The 23,142-nt window shown below is 57.1% G+C and carries 15 protein-coding genes; 7 read left to right on the top strand and 8 right to left on the bottom strand.

Features of this window, described 5'->3' with window-relative positions; genetic code table 11:
• Positions 1-1,002: hypothetical protein (locus VFU50_20895; GenBank protein HEU5235327.1), on the top strand; the 1,002-nt coding region annotated here is incomplete at its 5' end.
• A 296-nt stretch (positions 1,003-1,298) separates the two neighbouring features.
• Here the strand turns inward: VFU50_20895 and VFU50_20890 are convergent.
• Positions 1,299-2,222, bottom strand: a complete 924-nt coding sequence (locus VFU50_20890; protein ID HEU5235326.1) for a M23 family metallopeptidase — start codon at positions 2,220-2,222, stop codon at positions 1,299-1,301.
• A 425-nt stretch (positions 2,223-2,647) separates the two neighbouring features.
• On the opposite strand from VFU50_20890, the gene thiL reads away from it, so the two are divergent.
• Positions 2,648-3,613 (top strand): thiamine-phosphate kinase, encoded by a 966-nt coding sequence (gene thiL / locus VFU50_20885; GenBank protein ID HEU5235325.1) that lies wholly within the window; start codon positions 2,648-2,650, stop codon positions 3,611-3,613.
• A gap of 68 nt (positions 3,614-3,681) precedes the next feature.
• On the opposite strand, the gene VFU50_20880 is transcribed toward thiL, so the two are convergent.
• Positions 3,682-4,797, bottom strand: a complete 1,116-nt coding sequence (locus tag VFU50_20880) for a PIN domain-containing protein (GenBank protein HEU5235324.1) — start codon at positions 4,795-4,797, stop codon at positions 3,682-3,684.
• Positions 4,798-5,815: 1,018 nt separating this feature from the next.
• On the opposite strand from VFU50_20880, the gene trxA reads away from it, so the two are divergent.
• A complete protein-coding gene (trxA, locus tag VFU50_20875) occupies positions 5,816-6,154 on the top strand; it encodes a thioredoxin (GenBank protein ID HEU5235323.1) in 339 nt (112 codons plus the stop codon).
• A 149-nt stretch (positions 6,155-6,303) separates the two neighbouring features.
• Positions 6,304-6,693 (top strand): response regulator, encoded by a 390-nt coding sequence (locus VFU50_20870; GenBank protein ID HEU5235322.1) that lies wholly within the window; start codon positions 6,304-6,306, stop codon positions 6,691-6,693.
• On the opposite strand, the gene VFU50_20865 is transcribed toward VFU50_20870, so the two are convergent.
• Both VFU50_20865 and VFU50_20860 read right to left on the bottom strand, forming a co-directional pair.
• Positions 6,638-9,118 carry a PAS domain S-box protein gene (locus VFU50_20865; GenBank protein HEU5235321.1) on the bottom strand — a complete coding sequence of 827 codons (2,481 nt, stop codon included), beginning with the start codon at positions 9,116-9,118 and terminating at the stop codon, positions 6,638-6,640. The genes VFU50_20870 and VFU50_20865 overlap by 56 nt on opposite strands.
• A gap of 262 nt (positions 9,119-9,380) precedes the next feature.
• Positions 9,381-10,733 (bottom strand): hypothetical protein, encoded by a 1,353-nt coding sequence (locus VFU50_20860; protein ID HEU5235320.1) that lies wholly within the window; start codon positions 10,731-10,733, stop codon positions 9,381-9,383.
• A 543-nt stretch (positions 10,734-11,276) separates the two neighbouring features.
• Here VFU50_20860 and VFU50_20855 point away from each other — a divergent pair.
• Entirely contained in the window at positions 11,277-13,487 is a 2,211-nt protein-coding gene (locus tag VFU50_20855; GenBank protein HEU5235319.1) for a glycoside hydrolase family 3 C-terminal domain-containing protein, read from the top strand.
• Between the two features lie 180 nt (positions 13,488-13,667).
• Here VFU50_20855 and VFU50_20850 read toward each other — a convergent pair whose 3' ends face one another.
• The 4 genes from VFU50_20850 to VFU50_20835 all read right to left on the bottom strand — a co-directional run bounded on the left by VFU50_20850 (position 13,668) and on the right by VFU50_20835 (position 19,675).
• Entirely contained in the window at positions 13,668-16,277 is a 2,610-nt protein-coding gene (locus VFU50_20850; GenBank protein ID HEU5235318.1) for a serine/threonine-protein kinase, read from the bottom strand.
• Positions 16,267-16,878, bottom strand: coding sequence for a sigma-70 family RNA polymerase sigma factor (locus tag VFU50_20845; protein ID HEU5235317.1), 612 nt, complete (start codon positions 16,876-16,878; stop codon positions 16,267-16,269). Before VFU50_20845 ends, VFU50_20850 begins: the two co-directional genes overlap by 11 nt.
• 440 nt (positions 16,879-17,318) lie before the next feature.
• On the bottom strand, positions 17,319-19,070 hold the full coding sequence (locus VFU50_20840; protein ID HEU5235316.1) for an alpha-glucosidase: 1,752 nt from the start codon (positions 19,068-19,070) through the stop codon (positions 17,319-17,321).
• Between the two features lie 134 nt (positions 19,071-19,204).
• Positions 19,205-19,675, bottom strand: a complete 471-nt coding sequence (locus VFU50_20835) for a VOC family protein (protein ID HEU5235315.1) — start codon at positions 19,673-19,675, stop codon at positions 19,205-19,207.
• A 219-nt stretch (positions 19,676-19,894) separates the two neighbouring features.
• Between VFU50_20835 and VFU50_20830 the strand changes: the two genes are divergently transcribed.
• Positions 19,895-20,560: a TMEM175 family protein gene (locus tag VFU50_20830; protein ID HEU5235314.1), complete on the top strand. Its 666-nt coding sequence runs from the start codon at positions 19,895-19,897 to the stop codon at positions 20,558-20,560.
• 146 nt (positions 20,561-20,706) lie between these two features.
• A complete protein-coding gene (locus VFU50_20825; GenBank protein ID HEU5235313.1) occupies positions 20,707-23,133 on the top strand; it encodes an ABC transporter permease in 2,427 nt (808 codons plus the stop codon).
• Positions 23,134-23,142 lie beyond the last annotated feature (9 nt).

Raw genomic sequence — 23,142 nt, 5'->3', positions numbered from 1 at the left:
GGCATTACTGTGCTTGTGCTGCTGGCGCTGCTGGTCTCGGCGGTGCTCGTGCGCTTGCGGGCGGCGCCGGAGGCGGCGCGGTTGCTGCCTGAGTGCGACGGCGTCCTTTACGCCAACTTGAAGCCGGTGCGGACGTTTACCAATTTGGGACAGAAGGCGAACAACTGGGATCCCGATTACCGCACATTTGTCGAGCAGACTGGATTCCAGCTCGAGCGCGATATGGACCAGGTTGCGTTGGCGATCCACGCTCCTCATGGCTCGCAGACTGAAACCCGCTACAGCGAAGTGGTCGTCGGGCGATTCGATTCGCAGAAGGTTGGAGACTTTCTTGCGCGGGTGGCGCGCTCGCGCGAGAACTATCGCAGCCATGACATCTTTCTCATTCCCCATGAAGATCGTATTGTGCGCGTCACAGTTCTGAGCGTGGACATGGTAGCCGCATCTAACACGGGCGACCCTGCGCAGATCGATCACATCATCGACGAATTCCGCCATTCGGCGCTTACCACGCGCGGTCCTCGGCTTGTGGCGAAGTACTACCATCACGTGCCGTTTGGCAGTCTGGCATGGCTGATCACTGAGGTTGAGCCGCCATCGGGGCTGAACCTGAGTGGCGGACTTAATCCGCTGCCATTCATTCGTCAGCTTTTCGGCGGTGGAGTGGTGGTTGCTTCGGCGCGGTACAACAAGAATATTTTGTTGCGAGCTGATGATCTTTTGCCTGACGAGAAGAGTGCCAAAGATCACGCGGAGCAGATTCAGAACTTGTTTACGCTGTATAAGACGACGGAGAGCCAGACGCGTCCGGAGAATCCCGATCCCGATTTGGAATCAGCGTTGAACAGCCTGAGCGTAGAGCAGAAAGGCGAGCGCGTGCAGGTGAACGCGTCGATTCCACCTGCGCTGATTGCGAAGATGTTCGAACCGCCGGAGGAACCAGCGCCACAGGCTGTGCCTAAGCCGAAGAAGCATCGGCGTTCGCGGCGGCATCGGAAGTAAGCCGCGCAGCCACAAAGCTCCGAAGCCGCGAAGCTCCGTCGTGAGCACGGGACAGAACCGGCGCCTGTAGCCCGGGGCAGCCGCGTGTTTTGCGGCTGCGTTCATTGAGAGTGTGTACAGTTTCGTCGCGCTCGGAGTTGGCCATTCGGCCATCTCCGACCCACCGGCTACCGCCGGCGGTTCTGTTTTGTCGCGAGACTACTTCCCCATCTGGGAAGCATGAGGATTAGCAGAAATTCTGGAGGATTGATCAGAATCCAGCTTCGAAGCTACGCGGCTCCGTGGCTCCGCAGCTTCTACATTCCCGTCATCACACCGGTCAGCCCGCTGCGCGCCCAGATAGTGCGCAGGTATTTGTGCGGGTTCACAGGTGTGTCGTGAATGCGGACTTCGTAGTGGAGGTGGGCTCCGGTGCTGCGTCCGCTGGAGCCGACGAAGCCGATTACATCGCCGCGATGGACAGATTCGCCGACCGTGGAGCTATATCCGGAAAGGTGTCCGTAGAGAGTGCTGATTCCGTGGCCATGATCGATGATGATGGTGCGTCCGTAGCCGTTCACGTACTGCGTGGCTTTCACGATGCCATCAGCAGGAGCGATGATCGGAGTTCCCATCGGGCTCGATATGTCGACTCCAGTGTGGAACGCGCCTTCACCATTGAACGGATCGATGCGTTCACCGAACGAACCGGTCACGATTCCTTCGACCGGCCACAACGATGGAGCTGCCGCGAGGCGCTCCCAATCGGTCAGAGTCAGACTTCCGACGTGGTTATAGCTGGCAGCAACGGCTGCACCGGCCACGCCGGACATTGCGGTGTTTCTCAAAACAGCGAGTTGATCGATGGAACGATGAATCTGGTCAGCTTGTGCGTCTTCGGGAACGGTGGGATTGATTTCCGTGTCGGTCTTGAGTCCATACAGCGCGGAAACTTCGCTGGCAAGCGAGCCTAACGATGCGACCTGAACGTCTTTCTCTTTCGCGACCTGCTCGAGCTTGCTGTAGTTGCGGCTTAGATCTTCTTTTTGTGTGCGCAGCTCGTTGAATCTCGCGACCTTGATCAACATGCGCGTGTAGGAGCCGGCCATGCCGGTTATGGTGAGCATGCCGATGAGCGCGCCTGCGACGAACATGTAGAGGTAGTGAAGAGGGATAGGCATCTTCACGAGTTCGCCGTCGGCGTCTCGCGCGACAAACATGATGTAATAGCGCTTCCGCATCTCACTCCACACCCGTGGGGATTTTGTCGAGCTGCCCTAATACTTGCCGCAGAGAGGAAGCCAGGTTTGGACAACGCTTCTCTGCCGGTCGCTCAGCGAATGTGAGTTATGCCAGGCGAAGTCACCGCTCCCGCCCTGAACTCAGCGTGCTCAAGCGACCATCGGGCTTGCGGCCAGAGGTACTTGAAAATCAAGGGCAAGTTAACAAACAGCTACTCTGGTGTCAAACACGAAAGTGCGGTACGAAAGTAACTTCTCGTAAAATCAGAGACTTAGATGTCTAAGGGAACAGGGTACAGGTCACAGGGAACAGGGGAAAACCTTAGTAATTGTTGACAGGGGTTTCTGTTCCTTGTGCATCCGGAAACTCTGCTCGTTGAGAGCGTTTCCTGTTCCCTCTCCCCTGTTCCCTGTACCCTCATCCAGTGGCTCTTCCTGAACGACAGCTGATCGCGCGGCTTCGAAGTAAGGTTCGCGGTAAGAACGCGATCCTGGGAATCGGGGATGATTGCGCGATTCTGCGTGTGCCCACGGGTCACGAGGCGCTGGTCACGACCGACTTCAGCTTAGAGGGTGTGCATTTCCGGAGGGAGTGGCGGTCGCCGGAGTGCATTGGGCATCGTTGTCTCGCTCGCGGCTTGAGCGACATCGCAGCAATGGGAGGACGTCCGATGGCGGCATTCTTGTCGCTGGCGCTTCCGAAGAATGTTCCTCAGCGCTGGGTGGACCGTTTTTTTTCTGGACTGCTGCGGCTCGCGGAGAAGTTCAAAGTAGAGCTCGCCGGCGGGGATACGTCGCAATCCCCTGTGGGAGTGCTGGCGGATATCACTGTCGTTGGGAGCGTGCCACGAGGTACCGCCCTGCGCCGCTCCGGCGCACGAGTTGGCGATCAGATTTATGTGACCGGCGCGCTTGGAGAATCTGCCGCAGCGCTGCAGTTACTCACGCAGGAGAAGATTAAAAGGCGAGACGTATTTCCCGAACCGAGAATTGCGATCGGTGATTGGCTCGTTAAAAAAGGAGTTGCCGGCGCGTGTATCGATGCCAGTGATGGACTCTCGACCGATCTCGCGCACATCTGCGAAGAAAGTGTGGTGGGAGCCGTCGTGGGCGCCGCAGCAATTCCAGTCCATCCTTCGGCTGGGAAACTGCACAACGCGCTCGACCTGGCGCTTCACGGCGGCGAAGATTACGAACTGTTGTTTACCGCTGCCAAAAAAGCGCGAGTCCCTGCCCAAGTTGCGGACGTCCAAATCACCAGAATCGGAGAAATCACCTCCGGCAGCACCGTTCGACTTTCCCAGAACGGGAGGACTGTTGCGCTGTCCCCCGCGGGATGGGAACATTTTCGGCGAAAACCCGAGGAGCGAACACGAAGGTCACGAAGGTAACACAACAAGGTCACAGAGCGTTCTTTGTGACCTCTTGTGTAAGCTTCGTGAACTTCGTGTTCGCCGTTCTATTCTTGCGGCTCGACGGCTGCTGTGCTGGGAACGATGGTTTGTGGCCGGCTCTGGCGCGGTTCCATACGCGGCCCATTCGCCGCCTGCTGCGCGGCTGGACCATTTTCTTGCGCACGATGAAACGCGGCGCGCTCGTCGAATTTGCCGAAGATCATTTTGCCGGCTGTGGTCTGCAGAACTGAAGTCACGGCAATATCGACGTTCTTGCCGATCATCTTGCGGGCGTTATCGACTACGACCATGGTTCCGTCGTCCAAGTAGGCTACGCCCTGGTTGTACTCCTTACCCTCTTTCAGGATAAAGACACGCATGGTCTCGCCCGGCAGCACGATCGGCTTGAGGGAATTGGCGAGTTCGTTGATGTTGAGGACTTCCACTCCCTGAAGCTGCGCGACTTTGTTGAGGTTGAAATCGTTGGTGACGATCTTCGACTCGTAGAGCTTTGCGAGTTCGATCAGCTTGAGATCGACTTCACGAACCGATGGGAAATCATCTTCGACGATCTGCACGTTCATCGTCGCCATCTTTTGAATGCGCTGCAGAACGTCGAGCCCGCGGCGCCCACGATTGCGTTTGAGCGAATCGGCTGAATCGGCTACTAGCTGCAGTTCGCGCAGCACGAACTGCGGAATTACAACGATGCCATCGAGAAATCCGGTTTCGGCGATGTCGGCGATGCGGCCGTCAATGATCACGCTGGTGTCGAGGATCTTCGAACTGCGGCGACCCTGCTTCTCCGAGCCGAATATGCCACCGAGGGCCGACAGGTTGAGCAGATCGCCTTTGTTTGCGCCGACGATCAAGCCAACATACGACATCAGCAGCATCACGAAGAGCTGCAGGAAATGCTGAGTGCGTCCAGGCTCGATGCTGTCCCGCAGAACGAGGCTGAAGAGGTACGCGCCGAAGATGCCGAGGATGCTACCAATTACAGCACCGATAAGGCGCTTCAAGCTCACGATGCGGAGACGCGCCTCGAAGAGCACGACCGCAACTCCGATCGCTGCACCTGCTCCTGCGGCTGCCCAGCTCTCGAGCCCGAACGGACGCAGCACGAAGCAAGCAACGGCAACAACGAGAATGAAGACGATGCGTATGAATAAAAGGTCCATAAGGACCTCCAAAGGGGACGCGTGGTAACTCGACTCCGGGCACGCTCCCGGCACTGCGACATCTATCGCCTGCGCTATGAAGTGTGTCTATGAAATAACCGCGATCGAGGGCAGATGAAGATACGAGATCCCTCGCACTGCAACTTTGTTGAAAGAGTATATACCCCGAGTTACGTTCGCGAGCACAGCGCATCGAGGTACTTACGAGAGCAGCTCCAGCAGGCAGGGACGAAGCGGAAAGTGCCCCCTTTCGTATACGGCACGCCTCAAAATAGCCCGGCGTGACAACGCCGGGAATGATTCAACCAACTATGAGCCTCGCGCTCTTTGGCGGCACGACGGTACGTTGATCAGGCGGCGTAACCGCCAGCCGTCCCGCATAAGTCGCGGGACTCGGAATTCTTTGTGCAGCGACCCGGCATTTCATGCCCGGCTATTGCCAGACGTGCCGCAAACACCGCGGCACTCGTTTCGCTGACCGCTTGCAGTGCATGCAGGGTTCGGTCGCGCCAAACTCTCCGCTGCCGTAGGCAGCTGTTGCAAATCACAATCAGGGCGACCCTCCATTTAACCTTTTGAATGCAGTAACTTCGCGGGATTACTGCGAGGTTACCAGAGAGCCCTTTACAGAGATAGCGAGTGCCTCTATTCTCCTCATCGAAGGCAGTTCTGGGGGAGGGCTGCCGGGCGCTTGCGACCTTCGGGTTGGCAGGCGCTTTTATTTTTAGCTGCTAGCCACTAGCCGCTGGCTTCTAGCCTGTGCGTGGTTGGAACTATGTTCTGCGCTGTTTCCGCGCATTCCGCCTTACTGTGAACGGCGACTCTCGCTTGTAACGATCTGGTTTGCCTTGGCTAGGAGGCTAGCAGCCTGAAGCTAGTAGCTAGCAGCTTGCTCCGCTTCTTTCTCCCCAAATCCACATCTAATGACATAGCTCGGTTTCGCACAGTCTCAGGTGCTAGGATTGACGCCTGCCCCTTGGGGCCGCAATTTTCCAGAAACCGACGAGGGAGAACTCAGATGGCAGGTGAGACAGCGACGGCAGTAGCGGAAGTTACAGACGCGACGTTCGAGCAGAGTGTGCTGAAATCCGAGCGGCCGGTGATGGTGGATTTTTGGGCAACCTGGTGTGGTCCCTGCAAGGCACTGGCGCCGGTGGTGGATGAAGTTGCGCAGGCCTACAACGGCCGCGCCAAGGTTTACAAGATGGATGTTGACCGCAACAATGCCACGCCAATGCGGTACGGCGTGCGAGGAATTCCTACGCTGCTGATCTTCAAAGACGGCAAAGTGCAGGAACAGATCGTTGGGTATGTTCCCAAGGACACGATTCAGAAGGCGCTCGATAAGCACGTCTAAATTTTTTGTGTTTCGAACCGAAAAGGCGCGAACTTACATTCGCGCCTTCGCTTTTTTTGCAAGGCGAAGGGAGTAGTTGGTCGAGAGTATTGGCTCCGCAGCAAAAGAGTTGAATAGTACCCGCCTGCTTTGTCTGAGAGGAGGCCCTCATGGCGCGAATTCTCGTGGTCGATGATGAAAAACCTTTGGCGGAAACTCTCGCGACAATTCTGCGAATGCACAACTACGAGGTACGAGTCGCAAATAATGGTGTCGAGGGCTACACCATGGCCGCATCCTTCGCTCCAGATCTGATCATCAGCGATGTGGCAATGCCAAATCGAAACGGAGTCGACATGGCAATCGAGATTCGGCGCGACATGCCGGATATACAAATACTGCTGATTTCAGGACAGGCAATTACGGTTGGTCTTTTGGAAGCTGCCAGGCAGCGCGGCTACGATTTCGAATGCCTGGCAAAGCCGATTCATCCGTTGGATCTGCTTAGCAAGATTGCAGGTCTGCTTGCCCGCTCTGCGGCGGCGAAACAGGCGAGCTAACCGACTTTGGCGGCTTGCGATCCGCAGAGGCGAGCACCGGCAATTTGATCGCAACAATCGTGCCGCGATGTTTGCCGCAACAGCGACTGTGCACTGAGATCTCTCCACCGTGATTTTGTACGACATCCTTCGTGATCCACAAGCCTAGTCCCGTCCCGGTGCTTCCCTTGGTTGTATAGAACGGTTCGAACAATTTCGACCGATCTTCTTTCCTTATACCGCGGCCATTGTCGGCGATGCGGATGCGCACTGCACTACGACCGCTCCGACTCGCGGCTCTCATGGAGATAAGCACTTGACCATGTTCGCCCACTGCGTCGATGGCATTTGAAATCAGATTCGCCAAAACCTGACGCAGCTCATCCTTACTTCCGTGTACCGATGCCAGGCATTTTGTCTCCAGTGTCAGACCGATTTCCTGCGCAGCGCATTTTGCCTGGAAAATGAGCGCGACCTCCTTGATCAAGTCAAAGATCGCAACGCTCTCTCGCGAGGCGTTACCGCGCTGAAAGCTCAGAATCCGATTCGCGAAACGCGAGATTCGCTGGAGCTCGTACTCGGCGCTGGAGAGAAGGTTGCGCTGTCCCGGATCTCTTGACTGCTCGCGCGCCAGATATACCAGATTCACTACGGTTGCCAGTGGATTGTTAAGTTCATGAGCAATGCTCGCGGCCAGCTTTCCGGCAACGTTGAGCTTTTCCGATCTGCGTAGAGCATCGTCAGCCTTGATGCGATCGGTGATATCCGTGTTTGTACCAAACCAGCGCACAACATTTTCCGATTCGTCTCGAATTGGAACAGCTCGCGAGAGGAACCAGCGATACGAGCCGTCCTTGCCACGCAGCGGAAACGTGTCTTCCCAAGCAGCGCCGGTGTCCCATGAGTGCTGAATGCGCTTAACCACGCGATCGACATGCTCGGGGTGATGCACCTTGCGCCAACCCCAGCCCTGCATCTCCTCGAGCGTTGTCCCGGTGTAGTCGAACCAGCGCTGGTTGTACCAGAAGATCCAGCCCTTGCCGTCGGCAATCCAGGCAAACTGATCGATGTTGTCGGCCAAGGCGCGGAAACGGGCTTCACTCTCACGCAAGGTAAGGACAGTGTGCTCCAGTTCGTTGCGCGTGTGGACTAACTCCGTAGCATCGGCGATGCTGCCTATAAAACCGGTGAGCGCTCCGGAACTATCGACCAGTGGAGAGCCGGAGATGAGTACATCGATCTCCTGTCCGTCTTTGTGGGTGAGCTTCGATGGGATGTTAGTAAACGACCTGTTCTGAAGCAGCCTGTTTTTCAAAATCGACCACTGCTGCGATACCGATTCGGGAACTTCCAACTGTTTTCCGATGATTTGTTCGGCGCGCCAGCCCAATATTCGCTGGGCCATTGGGTTCCACGATCGGACGGTGCGATCAAATTCAAACGAGACGATGCCGACCGGCGACGTAGTCACGATCGCGTCCAACTCGCGCGCGAGATCCTTCGCCTTCTGCTCTGCTATCAGGCGTTGGGTGCGATCCGCTACGCTGGCCATGTACCCAAGCAGCGCCCCTGATTCGCTGCGCACTGCATCGGTGCGCACCACCGTCCATCGCATCTCCCCACTGCGATGCACCCAGCGGCACTCAGACTCGTGCTTGCCTCCGTCGGCGAAAGCCTTCTTCCATTCCGCAATCACGCGAGGAGCATCGGATGGATGTATAAAGTCGAGCCATCCAGTGCCGTTGGCCTGCTCGGCGGAAAATCCACACATCTCGCGGCATGTTGCATTGGTGTAAACACAGTTGCCCTGGAGGTCGATCATCGCCAGCCCCACGGGCGAGCAGGTGGTGAGCGCGCGAAAGCGCTCTTCGCTGCTGCGCAAACGATCAATGCGGGCGGAGCGTTCGATGGCGATCACCGCGGTCCGCATGACTGTAGTCACGATTTGGGATTCCAAATGCGACGGAAGCCTGGGCTCGCGGTAATACATGGCGAACGTTCCCAGTACTCGATCATCGGCCGCAATAATTGGGATGGACCAGCACGCTCTTAGTCCGTGAGGCAATGCGAAGCGCCGATAATCTCTCCACAGTGGGCTGGTGGCGATGTCATCGACAATGACTTCTTTCCCGGTAAAGGCAGCGGTTCCGCAGGAACCCGCGGCGGGACCAATGGAGCCGCCATCGATCCCCCGGCTGTAAGCCGCAGGTAAGGACGGAGCCGCGCAGTGAGCCAGATGCTTGCCGTCCTCGCTCAAAAGCAAAATCGACGTGAGCATTCCGTTATTGGAAGCCTTCTCGGCCGCCAAAAGAATTTGTGAGAGGACCTCCGTTAGAGGAGCATCGTCAGCGAGCAGTTCGAGAGCGTGGTTCTGGGCTTCAAGCAGCAGATAGCTGACCGAATCGGTGCTGAGAGAGAGAGAGGGGGATGATCTCTGCGCGGCCATCGAAATACCCAGCAACGTGCAAAGGGTTTGACCTTAAGCCTAACTACCGAACGACAGAATACTAATCGAAGAATACTCCCGAAATGGTAAGGACAGGACAGGCTGTCAAAAAGATTTAGAGCAGCTGCTCTGACTTTGAGTTGCTTCAGGAAGGGGTCCGGCACGAACGTCAGGAAGCAGACACGGTAAGCCGGTAGCGGCGCGACAGCGAAGCGGTCCTCCCAAACCGCTTCGATGCCGCACCGCCCAACAAACCCCAGTACTACAACGTCTTTAGGAAAGCGACTAGGTCTTTCTTCTGCTGGCGCGTGAGATGCAGGCTGAAACGCTGGTCATAGAAGTCGACCGCATCCATCAAGTCCGCAGCCATGCCGTTGTGGAAGTAGGGAGCCCGCGCTGCGAGTCCACGCAGCACTGGTCCCTTGAACTTTCCAAGATCGGAGCACTTACCCGTGATCAGCGCACGTCCAGGATCGCTCACCTTCACGATCGCTCCATTGCTGCACTGGAACGTGTAAAGAGGCAGATCGGGCGTGCGTTGCGCCTCGGCTGATACGCCAATGTTGAGGGGCACGCTCAGCGAGTGATTTCCGACGTTCGGTGAATCGTGACAGGTCGTGCAGGTTCCCATGACGACAGGCTTGTTCAGCACATCATTCAAGCCGCCAACTCCAGTGATCGGGATTGGGAAGTTGTTGAACAATTCCTCTCCGCGAGCAATTGAACGCCGTGCCTGATCGCGATCATCGTTTCCGGAATAGGCGTGCTTCCACGCGGCGTAGAGAGTAAAAGCCTCTGGATTGAATGACTGCCCCGAAGGATCACCACCCAGCGGATCGTTGATCCCGATATGGAACGCCTGGCTGGCCAGCGCCTGTGGCCCTCCGGTTGCGCCGTCATCGTCCAGCATTCCGGCTTTGCGATCGCGGAGCTGCGCGGTGTGCAGATCCGTTTCGAAGCTGACGATGTCTTGAAGCTGCGCGTCGGTTGGACGCTGCCCCTGGGCATGGCCCATGATCGCGTCGGCGGCCTGATTCGTCAGAGATGCGGTCAAGTCATTGGGAACAGTTTCGCGGCCGTCCCACATCACGGCGCTGAGGAACCGCAGATTCGCTGCTGGCAGAGGACGCCGAAACAATGACATGTTCTCCGCAGTTGCGCAGTTGTAAGGATCATCGACCTTAACCAACGCGAATTCAGCATTCGCAGGTATGGCCATCGACACTCGAATCAGTCCTTTGGCCGTCAGCATTCTGTATGCGGAAGCCTTAGCTCTCAAAGTCGAGACGTCTGCCGTTGGGCACACGGCGCCGTCAACCGGCCGGAAGATCGGGTCCGAGCCGAGCGTTGCAAAGAAGCGGGCGCGGATGTGATCGGCCGAGACGCCCCAGGCATCGCTCTCCGCGTGGCAAGTCGCGCAGGTGCGGCCATTGCTTCCCAGGTTCTGGAAGAAAGCGCTGCCATGATTGATGGTGCCCGTCGAAGTAACGGTAGCGATTTCTCCGCTCGAATCAGCGATTGCCCCAGCCGGAGACTCTCCGCTGGCTTTCACCTTCACAGCAACGCTCAAAGTCACAGCTAAACTCACAATACAAAGTGCGGCGCGCTTTCTCATGATCGTTCTCCCAAAATTCCGACGCGAGCCGACGAAGTGACGCGACTCCAAGCCGGCTACAGCGTTTTCCCGTTACATTGCAATCTGGATGCCAGGTCGTCCCACGCCAATGAGACTGATTACCTCGTTCTAAGCTGTTGAATCCAAACACAACTGCACCTCCAACAATCTCTCCGAGCCGAAACAGGATCCGTATGGACCGCATCCGCTAACCGAGCGGTTAACCGACCATTAGCCGCTCGGTTCAACTTCAACGGCCGCCTCACCTTGCATGACTGGCAATCCGTGCGTTATGGCGCATCTCTGCAATCTCGTGTATGTTTAGGACGTTTGTAGCAAAACGATTTAGTTGAGCCGCTCCGACATCGCACTCGCGGTTTGCTGAACCTCGTCGGGCAAGAAAGTACTGCACGCCAGAACGGGAAGTAACGAAAGAACTCCAAAGAAAGCCCAAAAATGGGACGAATGGGCAGCTGGTGTACAAGTCGAGAAGGCCTTCAGAACAGATCGTCTGGCGTCAACAAACTAAGGAGCAGGCAAGCGATGCACACTGCTGTTCGTCGTTCGATGAAGGTAATACTCGGTGCTGTATTGATCAGCACATTTTGTTTCGCGCAGGGACCATCCCGCCGTGGCGCCAACGATCAGTTGAAGAACAAGCCGTGGATGAATCCGAGCCTCTCACCCGACGAGCGTGCCGAATTGGTACTCAAGGAATTGACGCTCGACGAGAAGCTGAACCTGGTCCACGGCAACGGCATGCCCGGATGGCCGGGGCCTCCTTTACCGACCGCCCATCTTGGGAATGGCGGCGCCGGCTTTGTCCTCGGAGTCGAGCGACTTGGAATCCCGGTCATTCAAATGAGTGATGCTGCTTACGGCGTTCGCAGCAGCGCGTCTAATGGACGCTACTCTACAGCGCTGCCGTCGAATATTGCGTCGGCATCAAGTTGGGACCCGCAAGCTGCCTGCGATTACGGCGCGCTGATCGGACGCGAACTTCGCGACCAGGGATACAACATGACGCTCGGCGGCGGCGTGAATCTCGCTCGCGAGCCTCGCAACGGACGCACGTTCGAGTACATGGGTGAGGATCCCATTCTCGCCGGAACGCTGGTCGGCAATCGCATCAAGTGCGAGCAGGCGCAGTACGTGATCGGCGACATCAAGCACTACGTGATGAATGATCAGGAGAGCGGACGCAACGAAGTCAACGCGGTCATCGGCAAGCGCGCGATGCGCGAGTCGGACATGCTCGCCTTTGAAATCGGCATTGACATTGGTCATCCTGGCGCGGTGATGTGCTCCTACAACCTCATCAACGGCGACTTCGCCTGCCAGAACAAATACGTGCTCACCGATGTGCTGAAGCACGATTGGGGATTCAAGGGTTTTGTCGTTTCCGATTGGGGCGCGACCCACAGCACAGTGCAGTCCTCGAAGGCGGGACTCGACAACGAAGAGCCGCTGCCGATCTTCTACGGCGACAAGCTCAAAGCTGCGGTGCAGTCGGGCCAGGTTCCCATGTCGGAACTCGACGATCACGTGCGGCGCGTACTCCGTTCCGAGTTTGCCAGCGGCATCGTGGATCATTCCGTGCAAAAGGCCGTTGTCGATGTTGAAGGTGGATTTGAGACTTCGCGCAAAATCGCGGAACAAAGCATTGTTCTGCTAAGAAACGAGAACAACATTCTGCCGTTGGATCGAGGTGCCCTGCACTCGATCGCGGTAATCGGAGAGAAAGCCGATTTTGGCATGATCTCCGGCGGAGGCTCAGCGCAGGTGGATCCCCCAGGTCCGCCGTCGGCGTGGCAGGCGCATGTATGGTTCCCGACTTCGCCACTCAAGGCGATCAAAGCGAAGGCGCCAGCTGCGAACGTGACCTTTGATTCCGGCGCCGATCCTGCCACTGCCGCTGCAGCAGCCAGGCAGGCGGACGCGGCGATCGTCTTCGCGCATCAATGGATGAGCGAAGGCATGGACCTTCCCAATCTATCGCTGCCGGGAAAACAAAATGATTTGATCGAGCAAGTCGCTGCAGCAAATCCGCGCACAATCGTCGTTCTTGAATCGGGAACGGCGGTGACCATGCCGTGGCTCGATCGTGTGAGCGGCGTGGTTGAAGCCTGGTATGCAGGCAACATAGGCGCGGACGCAGTGGCGAACATCCTCTTCGGCGACGTGAATCCAAGCGCAAAGCTGCCAATCACCTTCCCGCGCAGCGAGCAGGATTTGCCGCATCCCAAGCTCGCGGTTCCTCCTCCAAATACCGGAGGTCCTGACACCTTCCGTCATCCAGAGCTCTCCAAGGCAACCTTCACCGTCAATTACGACGAAGGCGTGAAAGTCGGATACAAGTGGTATGACGCCGAGAACAAACCGGTACTGTTCCCATTTGGGTACGGCCTCTCATACACGACATACGCCTATAGCGATCTCAGTGTGAGTCCGGGGAATGAGACTACTGTGACTTTCACAGTCAAGAACACCGGAGCCAGAGCTGGAGATGAAATCGCGGAAGTCTACGCGAGCTTGCCCGAGAACGCGAACGAACCTCCAAAGCGGCTGGTGGGATTCAGTAAGGTTCATCTTGAACCAGGCGACAGTAAGCAGGTCACCGTCCGCGTGCCGGCGAAATATCTTTCCATCTTCGACGAAGGGCAAAACGGATGGAAGCTGGTGTCGGGCAACTATACATTCCGCGTTGGCGGTTCATCACAGGACCTAAAACTCGAACAATCGGCTAAGTACTAATAGACTCGGTCTTGGTGGGAAGCCTCCAACCCCAGAGGGGAAAGACACAACCTCCGGTGGGCCCGATTTCGCCGAAGGCGGACTCCGAGTGGGACGACGTGGCGGGCAATTGCGCAGAAACGCCGCCGCGACACACGCGGCTGCCCCAGCCCCTATGGGCGCCGGTTCTGTTCGGAAGCGTCATTTACCACGGCTGAGCTGGGCCAGTGCTCGCTCGCACTTCGCCAAAGCCTTAGCAGTCGCCTGTGGAGCATCTCGCTCGTTTGAAATTACTGCGTGCTGAGACTCGAGCTGTTTCCACATCTTCATACTTTCGTGAAGATTCGTACGAGCTTGTTGCCAGAGTTGGCGCGTCTGCGCGAGGCTCTTCGACCGCAGAGCTAATGTAGAGTATGCCCGGCCTGCTTCCAGGTAGACTTCTCCGCGAGCAGCAATAGCGCTCTTATCGGAAGAATCGTTACGCACTTCCTTGTCCCAGGTGCTGGTAGCGCTTCGAAGGTGCTTCACACCTGAGCTGACCTCGCCCTCGTTGATCTCGAGTTCGCCGAGTTGCGCATAAAAGTAGGCGAGGTCCTGCAACACGGAATCATTGAGCGGATCCGCGCGGCGAATGGATTCAAGTGTCAAGGCGCCTTTGCGATAGGCAGTCAGAGCTCCTCGAGGGTCTCCCATCTCGTTGAGGATGCGTCCGAGATACATATTTCCCTGGCCGAGGTATCTGAGGTAAGTCTGATTCTGCGGTTCCGAAGCGGCCAGTTCCGAGATGGTACTAACAGCCTTCCGTTGATATCGCAGCGCACGATCGAAATCCCGCTGATCGCGCAGCATTTGTGCAACGGTTCCATAGGATCCGGCCAGGCGCAGTTGCGTCGCCTGCCGTGCGCGCGCATCCTTCGGCTTGAGAGATTCCCGAATTGAAATCGACCGCAGCTCGTTTTCCACGGCTCCTGCAGAATCGCCGCTGTCTGATAATGCCATTCCGAGATAGTAATAATCGCCTGCGACCTGATTGAGGATGCGCGGGTTCGTCTTCGCATTGGGCAACTGCTGCAACAGCTCTAAGGATTTGCCGTAGCTGGCCAGCGCCTGCGGATAATCGCGCGCATTCGCAGCCATCGACCCGACGCGATCGTAAATGTCTGCCAACTCTTCTTTAGCCTGTGGATCATGCGGCCGCATCCGCGCAATCGATTCTCGAATCTGCAACGACTTCCTGTAACTCTCAATGGCTCCCTGTGTGTCTCCCAAATTTGCATCCGTTGACCCACCCTGTACGTCGCCAATGCGCTGATATGCGGTCGCAAGTTCACGCTGCAGGCTCAGATCGGTGCTCGCATCTTTCGAGAGCGTGTCGAGATATTGCAGCGCCTTACTTACAACGAGCTTGCGCGCGGGAGTCGCGCCGGGAAGGTCTCGGATGGAATCGTGTATTTCGAACATCAAAGAGCTGGCAAGGCTGCGCAGGTCATCAAATCGGCGCTCCGCCATCGCGCGCTCTGCCTCAGCTTTGCGGTCAGCGCGCACCACGAGAGCCAAGCCGACCATAAACAAGAGGCAAACCAACACGGCTGCCGCTGCTCCCGCTCTATGCCGGCGCACAAACTTTACCCAGCGATAGACCAGCGTATTCTGGTGCGCGATAACAGCTTCGCCGCGTAAGTGACGCGCAATATCTTCAGAGAATTGCGCGACAGAACTGTAGCGTGCCTCCGGACTCTTCGCCGTAGCCTTGGCGACGATGCTCTCCAAATCACCGCCCAGACGCTGCGCAAGCTTTTCCATCGTGAGTTGGCGCAGAGCGCCAATGCTCAATAGCGACTGATCAGACGACGCACGCTTCACCGCTTGGCTTGGGCGCTCAAGATCATCCTGAAGAATCGCCTGCTGACGACGTGCGGGAGAAGTAAAGCGCTCGTAGGCATAGCGGCCTGTGAGCAATTCATAGAGCACCAGACCGAGTGAATAGCCGTCGGTAGCAGTCGTTACCAGTTCGCCGCGCAATTGCTCCGGGCTGGCATAGGCGGGAGTCATCGCGCCCATGGTCTGCGTCTCGGCATCGTTGCCAACTATCTTCGCGATCCCGAAATCCAGCAGCTTGGGCTCCCCTTCGGGGGTGACGAGAATGTTTGCCGGCTTGATGTCACGATGAATGACAAGGTTCTGGTGAGCGAAGTGCACCGCCGAGCAGATCTTCTGAAATAACGCGAGTCGCTGTTCGATCGAGAGGCGGTGGCTGTCGCAGTATCGCGTGATGGTTTCTCCTTCGACGAACTCCATCACTAAATAAGGCGACCCGTCTTCATGGGTGCCACCATCGAGCAAGCGCGCAATATTCGGATGCTCGAGATTCGCGAGGATCTGGCGTTCATGACGAAAGAGCTCTGCGCTGCGCCGAGAAAGTCCGCGATCAACCAGCTTGATCGCGACTCGTTTTTCATATGCTTCGTCGGCGCGAACCGCGCGGTAGACGCTGCCCATCCCACCGTGTCCGATTTCTGCTTCGACGCGATACGCACCGATTCTGCGCCCGATTACCGGCTGAACGAATCCCGCTGCCGCGAGGTTCGAGCCAAGCTCCTCGGAAAACTTTTCGAAATGCTGAGCTTCAGTCGCTTCATGCGCCCGCAGCAGATCTTCAAGATGCAGACGCAGGTTGGCATCGTCGCTGCACGAGCTTTCGAGAAATGCGGCTCGCTGTTCCGGAGGAAGTTCGATCAGCGTGGCGAGCAAAACGCGGGCATGCTGCCAGCCTTCCGGCGTCCATTGCTGTCGTGCCGCTTCACTGGCCACTGGCTGCTCCCCGGCCTTTGGGCTGCCCGGCGACCGTCATCTGTTGCAGAAGCCATGCGCGCGCGGTGATCCAGTCGCGTTTCACCGTCGCGGGCGACATGCCTAGTACCTCGGCGGTGTCCTCGATTGAGAGACCGGCGAAGAAGCGCAGTTCCACAATGGTGCTTTGGCGTGCGTCGAGCTTCGCGAGGTTTGTGAGAGCCTCGTTGATCGCGAGCACGTCCAGAGGGCGCTCGGCCACAGGACCTATTTTGGAATCGAGTTCGATCTGTACACCGCCATCGCGTTTCTGTGCCTGCTTTTCGCGCGCGTGATCAACGAGCACCTGTCGCATGATTCCCGCCGCCAAAGCGAGAAAGTGCTTGCGATCGAAGACGTTGTTTGGCGGATGTTCCGCGAGTCTCACGTAAGCTTCATGGACCAGAGCTGTGGTCTGCAGAGTGTGGTTGTCCCGCTCGTGGCGTAGACGATTGTGCGCCAAGCGGCGAAGCTCGATGTAGACAAGTGGGACCAGCGACTTGAGCGCTTCCTTGTCGCCATCGGTCCAGCGGATAAGAAGTTGGCTCAGGCCATCCGACGGAAGATCCTGTGCCGCAGACATACGGGCCCTTACTCCGAGGGATAAAGTATCTGGTGAATTCTGCGTAAGTCAATGGTTTGCAGTCGCTTGGCTGATCAAATTTCAACCTGATCGCCTCGGCCGTGTGTAAATTTTTACAACCTCACGCGGCGGGATGAGCCACTCGTGCGAATTTTTCCGCTTATGTAAATGAACGAAATCCAAAAAATTGGCCGAGTAATGCAACCTCGGTTTTGTGAGGCTGTATGCAGGAGAGTCCTTTGCCGCCATCGAGTCATGCGGAAAATTCACGCCAGCTGAATGGAGACAGGCGAAACGCAAACGAGCTGCAGCAACTGCTGCTGCTGATCGCCGAACTGCGGAAGAACTACGGGACCGAAACCGCCGTTTCGTTTGGAGATTGAAAGCTCTTGCATCCGCAACATTGAAAGAGAGTGCACCGCTGGACTTGACGACCCACTCTAATGAGTACTGCGGATAGATAAATGCGGTTGCGCGGTGGCGATCACCACTCCGTAAGGAGCCAGTTGGATCTTCCTCAAGTTAACTCGTTTTAGCTGGCGATCCGTGGACAGGAGCACTGTTCCCGCTGATGTTCCTATTTTGGAACTGTCTAAAGCAATCGTCTGCGGCTGCGCGGAGAAATTGAGGATCACCACGGCCTGCGCTGTCGGCGTTTTTCTTAGGTACGCCATGATGTTCGGATCGGTGTCAGTGAGCGAGACATAGCTGCCCTCGTAAAACGCAGCATTGCTGCGGCGGAGCTTGATGAGCTGGCGATACCAATTCAGAACTGAATTCGGATCCTGCGATTCACTCGCAACATTGTGAGTGGGATAGTTCGCATCCACCGGCAGCCAGGGTTTGGCGCCCTTGTTGAATCCGGCATTCACTGAAGCGTTCCATTGCATCGGCGTGCGCTCGCCGTCGCGCCCGATCTCTTTCGGCCATCCTTTTTTCCCGATCACATCTTTCACATCTTCGACGCGCTTAGGATCATTGTTCTCCATCCCAATCTCTTCGCCGTAATACATGATGGCGCTGCCGCGCAGCGTTAGATAGAGTGCGGACATCAGCTTGGCGATCTGATCTTTGTTCTCGCCGTTGCCGTAGCGGTCGACATAGCGGCGGATATCGTGATTGCTAAGCACGTACACCGGCCATCCATGCACTGGATTGGCCTCGATGGCCGCGACCTTCTGTCGAAACTCGTTGGCGTCGAGGCTCTTCACCTTGGTGAAGTTGAAGTACATCGGCATCTGCAGCTCGTCGTTATTCGGACCGTAGTACTCGGCGAGTTGTTCGGGCGTGTCGGTCCAGGTTTCCCCGATCAGAACGCGTCCGGGAAATTCGTCGGCGACTTTTCGCAGCTTGCGCAGTTCGGCGTGGACCTCTGAGGGAATTTTGTCGTGAATGTGCTGCTGCAACGGCATGCCGTAGGCGTCCGTTCCCGGCAGAGGCGGATTGTCGGTGAGGTTTGGATCTTCAAACAGGGTATCGACGGCATCAAGACGAAAACCATAAACGCCGCGCCGATACCAGAAGCGAGTGACGTCGAACATCTCTTGCTCAACTTTTGGATTGCGCCAGTTCAGGTCCGGCTGCTGCGGATAGAAGAAGTGGTAGTACCACTGGCTGGTCGTGCCGGAATAGGTCCAGCTTGGACCGCCAAAAGTCGATGTCCAATTATTCGGCGGCTTGCCCGGACCTTTGCCGTCACGCCAAATGTAGTAATCCCGATATGGGTTCGTCTTCGACCTCTCCGATTCCAAAAACCAGCGGTGCTTGTCGGATGTGTGATTCACGACAAAATCGAGAATCACTTTGATTTTGCGCTTCTTGGCTTCCGCCACCAGGCGGTCGAAATCGGCCAGCGTGCCGTATTGTGGATCGATATTGCGATAGTCGGAGACATCGTAGCCGAAATCCACCTGCGGAGAGGGAAAGCACGGAGTAATCCAGATGGCATCAGTGCCCAGTTTTGCCAGATGATCGAGATGCTCTGTGATTCCGTTCAGGTCTCCGGTGCCGTCGTTGTTCGAGTCGCCATAGCTGCGGGGATAGACCTCATAGACGACCGCGTGCTTCCACCAGTCATTGCGTGCAGCGTACTTGTTGATCGGCATTACTGGCCCGGCGTTCTTGTGGGAAGGAACTTGCGCGCTGGCAAAGAATGAGAAAACCAGACAACAGGAAAGCAGGATGCGTGACATAGGGCCGACTCCGATTCAAGGTAGAGCGCCCTAGTTTAAATCAGAGGGGAGCGGGGCGATGGCGAGTCCAGACCGAGCGGCGGAGTAGATCAGAACCTCTCCGCCGCTTTCCCACATTGGTCTGGAACTCAGACCTACTTCGCAGCAGCGGCGGCGCACATTCTCTCTTCCATCTCCGCGGGAGAGACGTCTTCGACATGAGTCGCCAACATCCATTTGTGTCCAAATGGATCGGTCAATCGGCCAAAGCGATCGCCCCAGAACATATTCTGCAGCGGCACCGTCTGGTGAGCGCCGGCATCGAGAGCCCGTTTGAATGATGCATCGACATCGTCCACGTACAGGAAAATCCCCAAAGTGGTTCCGTCCAACGTCTCCGGCGCCTTCGCCTCACTGCACGGCGATTCATCACCGAGCATCAGGGGCGAGTTGCCAATTCTGATTTCGGCATGGGCGATCTTTCCGTCCGGACCATTCATGCGGAAGATTTCCACGGCGCCAAACGCCCGTTTATAGAAATCAATTGCTTCAGAGGTATCTTTCAACGTGAGATACGGAGTGGCGGTATGGTAGCCATCAGGAATCGGTTTCACAGAGTTGCTCATTGTCGTCTCCTTGCATTCGTCTTAAGAATTCCCATTTTTGCCGGGTTCATCTATACGACGCGCAGGTATGTGGAAATCGACAAGGGATCAGAAAAATTCTCGAAGCAGTTTACAAGGCTCCAACCTGCATAGATTTTGCGAAACCAGCACTACGAGCGTCGTTCAAGGCGCTACAAGGGATGTATCAGGGAGTCTGTCCAAGTAAACTGATGCGACGGTATGCGCGACGAAAGGCAAACCGCTCATCGGCTGGCTGCGTATTCAGACGCCGTCTTCGCGGTCATCGTGACCGTGATGGTGCTGGAGCTGAAAGCACCCGATGAACCTACGTTCTCTGCGCTATGGCCTCTGTGGCCGACAGCCATCAGCTATGCGGTCAGCTATCTTTTTATCGCTATTATTTGGATCAACCACCATTACCTGATGCGGTTCACCGGTCCGCCGACCCTGCGATTGATATGGATTAACTTCGTCCATCTCTTCATGGTGTCGCTCCTGCCATTCGCGACCGCATGGATTGCGCGCACCGCGCTCGCGTCATCTCCCATGGTGTTCTACGCCGGACTGTTCGTCTGTATCGACATCGCATACAACGTTTTCGAGCGCGAGGTGTTGGCGAGCGCTGAGGCGGTGCAAATGCCGAAGCACACAAGACGCCTTGCGAGGCGCCGATCACTCATTGTCCTCGCGCTTTTTATTACTGCAATGCTAGTGGCATTTGTCGCGCCAAGGCTCGGGTTCGTGCTGATATGCGGCGCTCTGATCCTTCATCTGTCGCCAGAGGTGCCTGTGAGTAGGCCCACGATAGACCGAATTTCGCGCGCTTTCAAAATGCGCCAAAAACGCAAACCTGAAACGGGAAAAACGGAGAAGGCTTCAGGTTAGAAAAATATGCCAGTCAGGTTGATGTCCACTTCTCAAGGCAACGTAGACGCGAAGCCTTCATCCCGTTTTTTTGATCCCACGTGCACCTGGTTGGCTTCCCAAGCTATAGTTGCCACGTCGAGAGTCCTATGAGTGGAGGACGCTCCATGAACTCGTTCTTCTCTGATCTTCGACACGGCCTTCACCTGCTGAGGAAGTCTCCCGGATTCACGGCTGTCGCCGTGGCCACACTGGCGCTTGGAATCGGAGCGACCACTGCGGTGTACAGCGTGGTTTACGCCGTCGTGCTGAATCCGTTTCCCTACAAGGACGTCGACACGCTCATGAGCGTCCGCGTCTCCGAGCCCGGCCAGAACGGCGGACGTCTCTATTACACGCCTTCACAATTTCTCGAGATCGCGGAGCGGAACACGATTTTTTCGAGCACCATCGCATCGACGATCAGCGACATTCTCTGGACGAGCAAAGGCGAGCCGCAGCGGCTGCGCGGCAATTTCGTTACACGCGATACGTTCTCCACGCTCGGCGTTCCTCCCCTTTTGGGAAGAGCGCTTACGCCCGACGATTTTCGTCCTGACTCGCCGCCCGCAGTCGTGCTAGGTTACCGCTTCTGGCAGCGTCAGTTCGGAGGCGATCCCAAGGTGCTCGGCGCCGAGCTGAACCTCAACGGCGCAGTTCGCACCGTAGTCGGAGTCATGCCGCGTCCATTCATGTGGCGCGGAGCCGACGTGTATCTCCCCATCGTTTACCAACGCGACAAGGTTATCGAAGGCGTAACCGGCGTCCATCTTCTCGGACGCCTCAAGCCCGGAGTCACCGAGGCGCAGGCCGACGCCGATCTGCGGCCGATCATCGCGGACCTCCGCCGACAGGATCCAAAACAGTTCCCGGAAAACTTCCGCGTGAGCCTGCTTTCCTTCAAGGAGACATTTCCCAGTGACATTCGCCAGGGACTGCTGATTCTGCTCGGCGCAGTCGCGTTACTGCTGCTGATCGCCTGCGCCAACGTCTCGAATCTGCTGCTGGCCAAGGCGACCTCACGGCAGCGAGAGATGGCGGTGCGTATCGCCCTCGGCGCAAAGCGATCGCGATTGATCCAGCAGCTTCTGACTGAAAGCCTGCTGCTGGCAATTCTGGGTGGCGCTCTTGGCGGACTGCTCGCCTATGGCGGATTGAAAGCCATCATCGCTATCGTGCCTGCAGGGACGATTCCGGACGAAGCCGTGATCGCGATGAGCGTTCCTGTGCTGGCTTTTGCGTGTGCCATTTCGGTACTTACAGCGCTCCTCTTCGGACTGGTTCCGGCGCTGCAGGCCTGGACCACGAATCTGGTTTCGGCGCTCAAAGATCGCGACACCGGCGGGGCATCGAACCTGCGGCAGCGCTGGATTCGCAATGCGCTCGTTGTCGGCGAGATTGCGCTCTCCCTCATGCTCCTGATGGGAGCGACGCTCATGGTCCGCACCCTGCTTGCGGTCGAGGGTGCCGATCTGGGAATCCGCCACGACCATCTGCTCACGTTCCGCGTTCCCGTGAACGAGCAGCAATATTCCGACCTGACAAAGCGCGATCAGTTCCTCGAGCAGCTGCTGGAACATGTGCAGTCGGCGCACGGAGTAGAAGCCGTCGCGCTCAACACCTCGATGCATCCTTTTGGAAACTGGCGGCTGCCGGTAGATGTGGACGGCAGCTCGCAGACCGATCACCGGCGCGTCATGCTCCATCAGATCAATGCCGATTACACCACCGTCGCCGGCATCCCGCTGCTCAGCGGACGCCTGTTCACCCGCGAAGATGTCGAGGCGCAGCGGCCATTCGCGCTCGTGAATCAGGGTTTCGTGCGCCGCTACTTCAGCGGACGCGATCCGCTCGGCCGGATGATCCGCATTCCCGATTTCAAGACTCCGCCTTCCAATGCGTCGGAGGATTCATTCCAGATCGTCGGGGTAGTACGAGACACGCTCGACTGGGGCTGGCAGGGCGGCGGCGCGGTCACGCCGGAGCTTTACATTCCATTCACCTTTCTCGGACGCGCAAGTCGCGTTATGGTGCTCACTCAGGGAGATCCCTCGCCAGTCGTGGCAGAGGTCAGGAACCAAATCTCCTCCCTCGATCCGAACCAGCCCGTGACCGACGTGCGTACGATGGAAGCCGCATTGAGCGAGGAGCTCATGTCGCAGCCACGTTTCAATCTGGCACTATTCGCCACCTTCGGCGGCCTTGGCTTGTTGCTGGCGGTGGTAGGAGTGTATGGATTAATGTCGCATCTGGTATCAACGCGAACGCACGAAATCGGCGTACGCATCGCTCTCGGAGCCAACTTCCGCCACGTCGCAGGAACGATCCTCGGCGACGGCGCCAAACTACTTGTTGCAGGTGCCTGCATCGGACTCCTCTGCAGCGTCGCCACAGCCCGCCTGATTCGTGAACAAGTCTGGCGAGTCTCTCCCTTCGATCCACTGTCGTTCAGCGTCGTGGTTTTGATTCTTGTGTCAGCCGGTCTACTGGCATGCTTCTGGCCAGCGCTCCGCGCTGCCCGGCTGAATCCGATGACGGCGTTGCGGCATGAGTGAGGCACGCTT

Source organism: Terriglobales bacterium, assembly GCA_035764005.1.
In the GTDB taxonomy this organism is placed as follows: domain Bacteria; phylum Acidobacteriota; class Terriglobia; order Terriglobales; family Acidobacteriaceae; genus Gp1-AA112.
The sequence above is the reverse complement of the archived record's forward strand: the minus strand, read 5'-3'. Positions and strand labels throughout refer to the sequence as shown.

What these genes read in the sequence shown, in the direction of transcription:
- VFU50_20890 (HEU5235326.1), bottom strand. Translation starts at nt 2,222, where the DNA reads ATGCGGAAGCGCTATTACATCATGTTTGTCGCGCGAGACGCCGACGGC.
- VFU50_20880 (HEU5235324.1), bottom strand. Translation starts at nt 4,797, where the DNA reads ATGGACCTTTTATTCATACGCATCGTCTTCATTCTCGTTGTTGCCGTT.
- trxA (HEU5235323.1), top strand. Translation starts at nt 5,816, where the DNA reads ATGGCAGGTGAGACAGCGACGGCAGTAGCGGAAGTTACAGACGCGACG.
- VFU50_20870 (HEU5235322.1), top strand. Translation starts at nt 6,304, where the DNA reads ATGGCGCGAATTCTCGTGGTCGATGATGAAAAACCTTTGGCGGAAACT.
- VFU50_20865 (HEU5235321.1), bottom strand. Translation starts at nt 9,118, where the DNA reads ATGGCCGCGCAGAGATCATCCCCCTCTCTCTCTCTCAGCACCGATTCG.
- VFU50_20860 (HEU5235320.1), bottom strand. Translation starts at nt 10,733, where the DNA reads ATGAGAAAGCGCGCCGCACTTTGTATTGTGAGTTTAGCTGTGACTTTG.
- VFU50_20855 (HEU5235319.1), top strand. Translation starts at nt 11,277, where the DNA reads ATGCACACTGCTGTTCGTCGTTCGATGAAGGTAATACTCGGTGCTGTA.
- VFU50_20845 (HEU5235317.1), bottom strand. Translation starts at nt 16,878, where the DNA reads ATGTCTGCGGCACAGGATCTTCCGTCGGATGGCCTGAGCCAACTTCTT.
- VFU50_20840 (HEU5235316.1), bottom strand. Translation starts at nt 19,070, where the DNA reads ATGTCACGCATCCTGCTTTCCTGTTGTCTGGTTTTCTCATTCTTTGCC.
- VFU50_20835 (HEU5235315.1), bottom strand. Translation starts at nt 19,675, where the DNA reads ATGAGCAACTCTGTGAAACCGATTCCTGATGGCTACCATACCGCCACT.
- VFU50_20830 (HEU5235314.1), top strand. Translation starts at nt 19,895, where the DNA reads ATGCGCGACGAAAGGCAAACCGCTCATCGGCTGGCTGCGTATTCAGAC.
- VFU50_20825 (HEU5235313.1), top strand. Translation starts at nt 20,707, where the DNA reads ATGAACTCGTTCTTCTCTGATCTTCGACACGGCCTTCACCTGCTGAGG.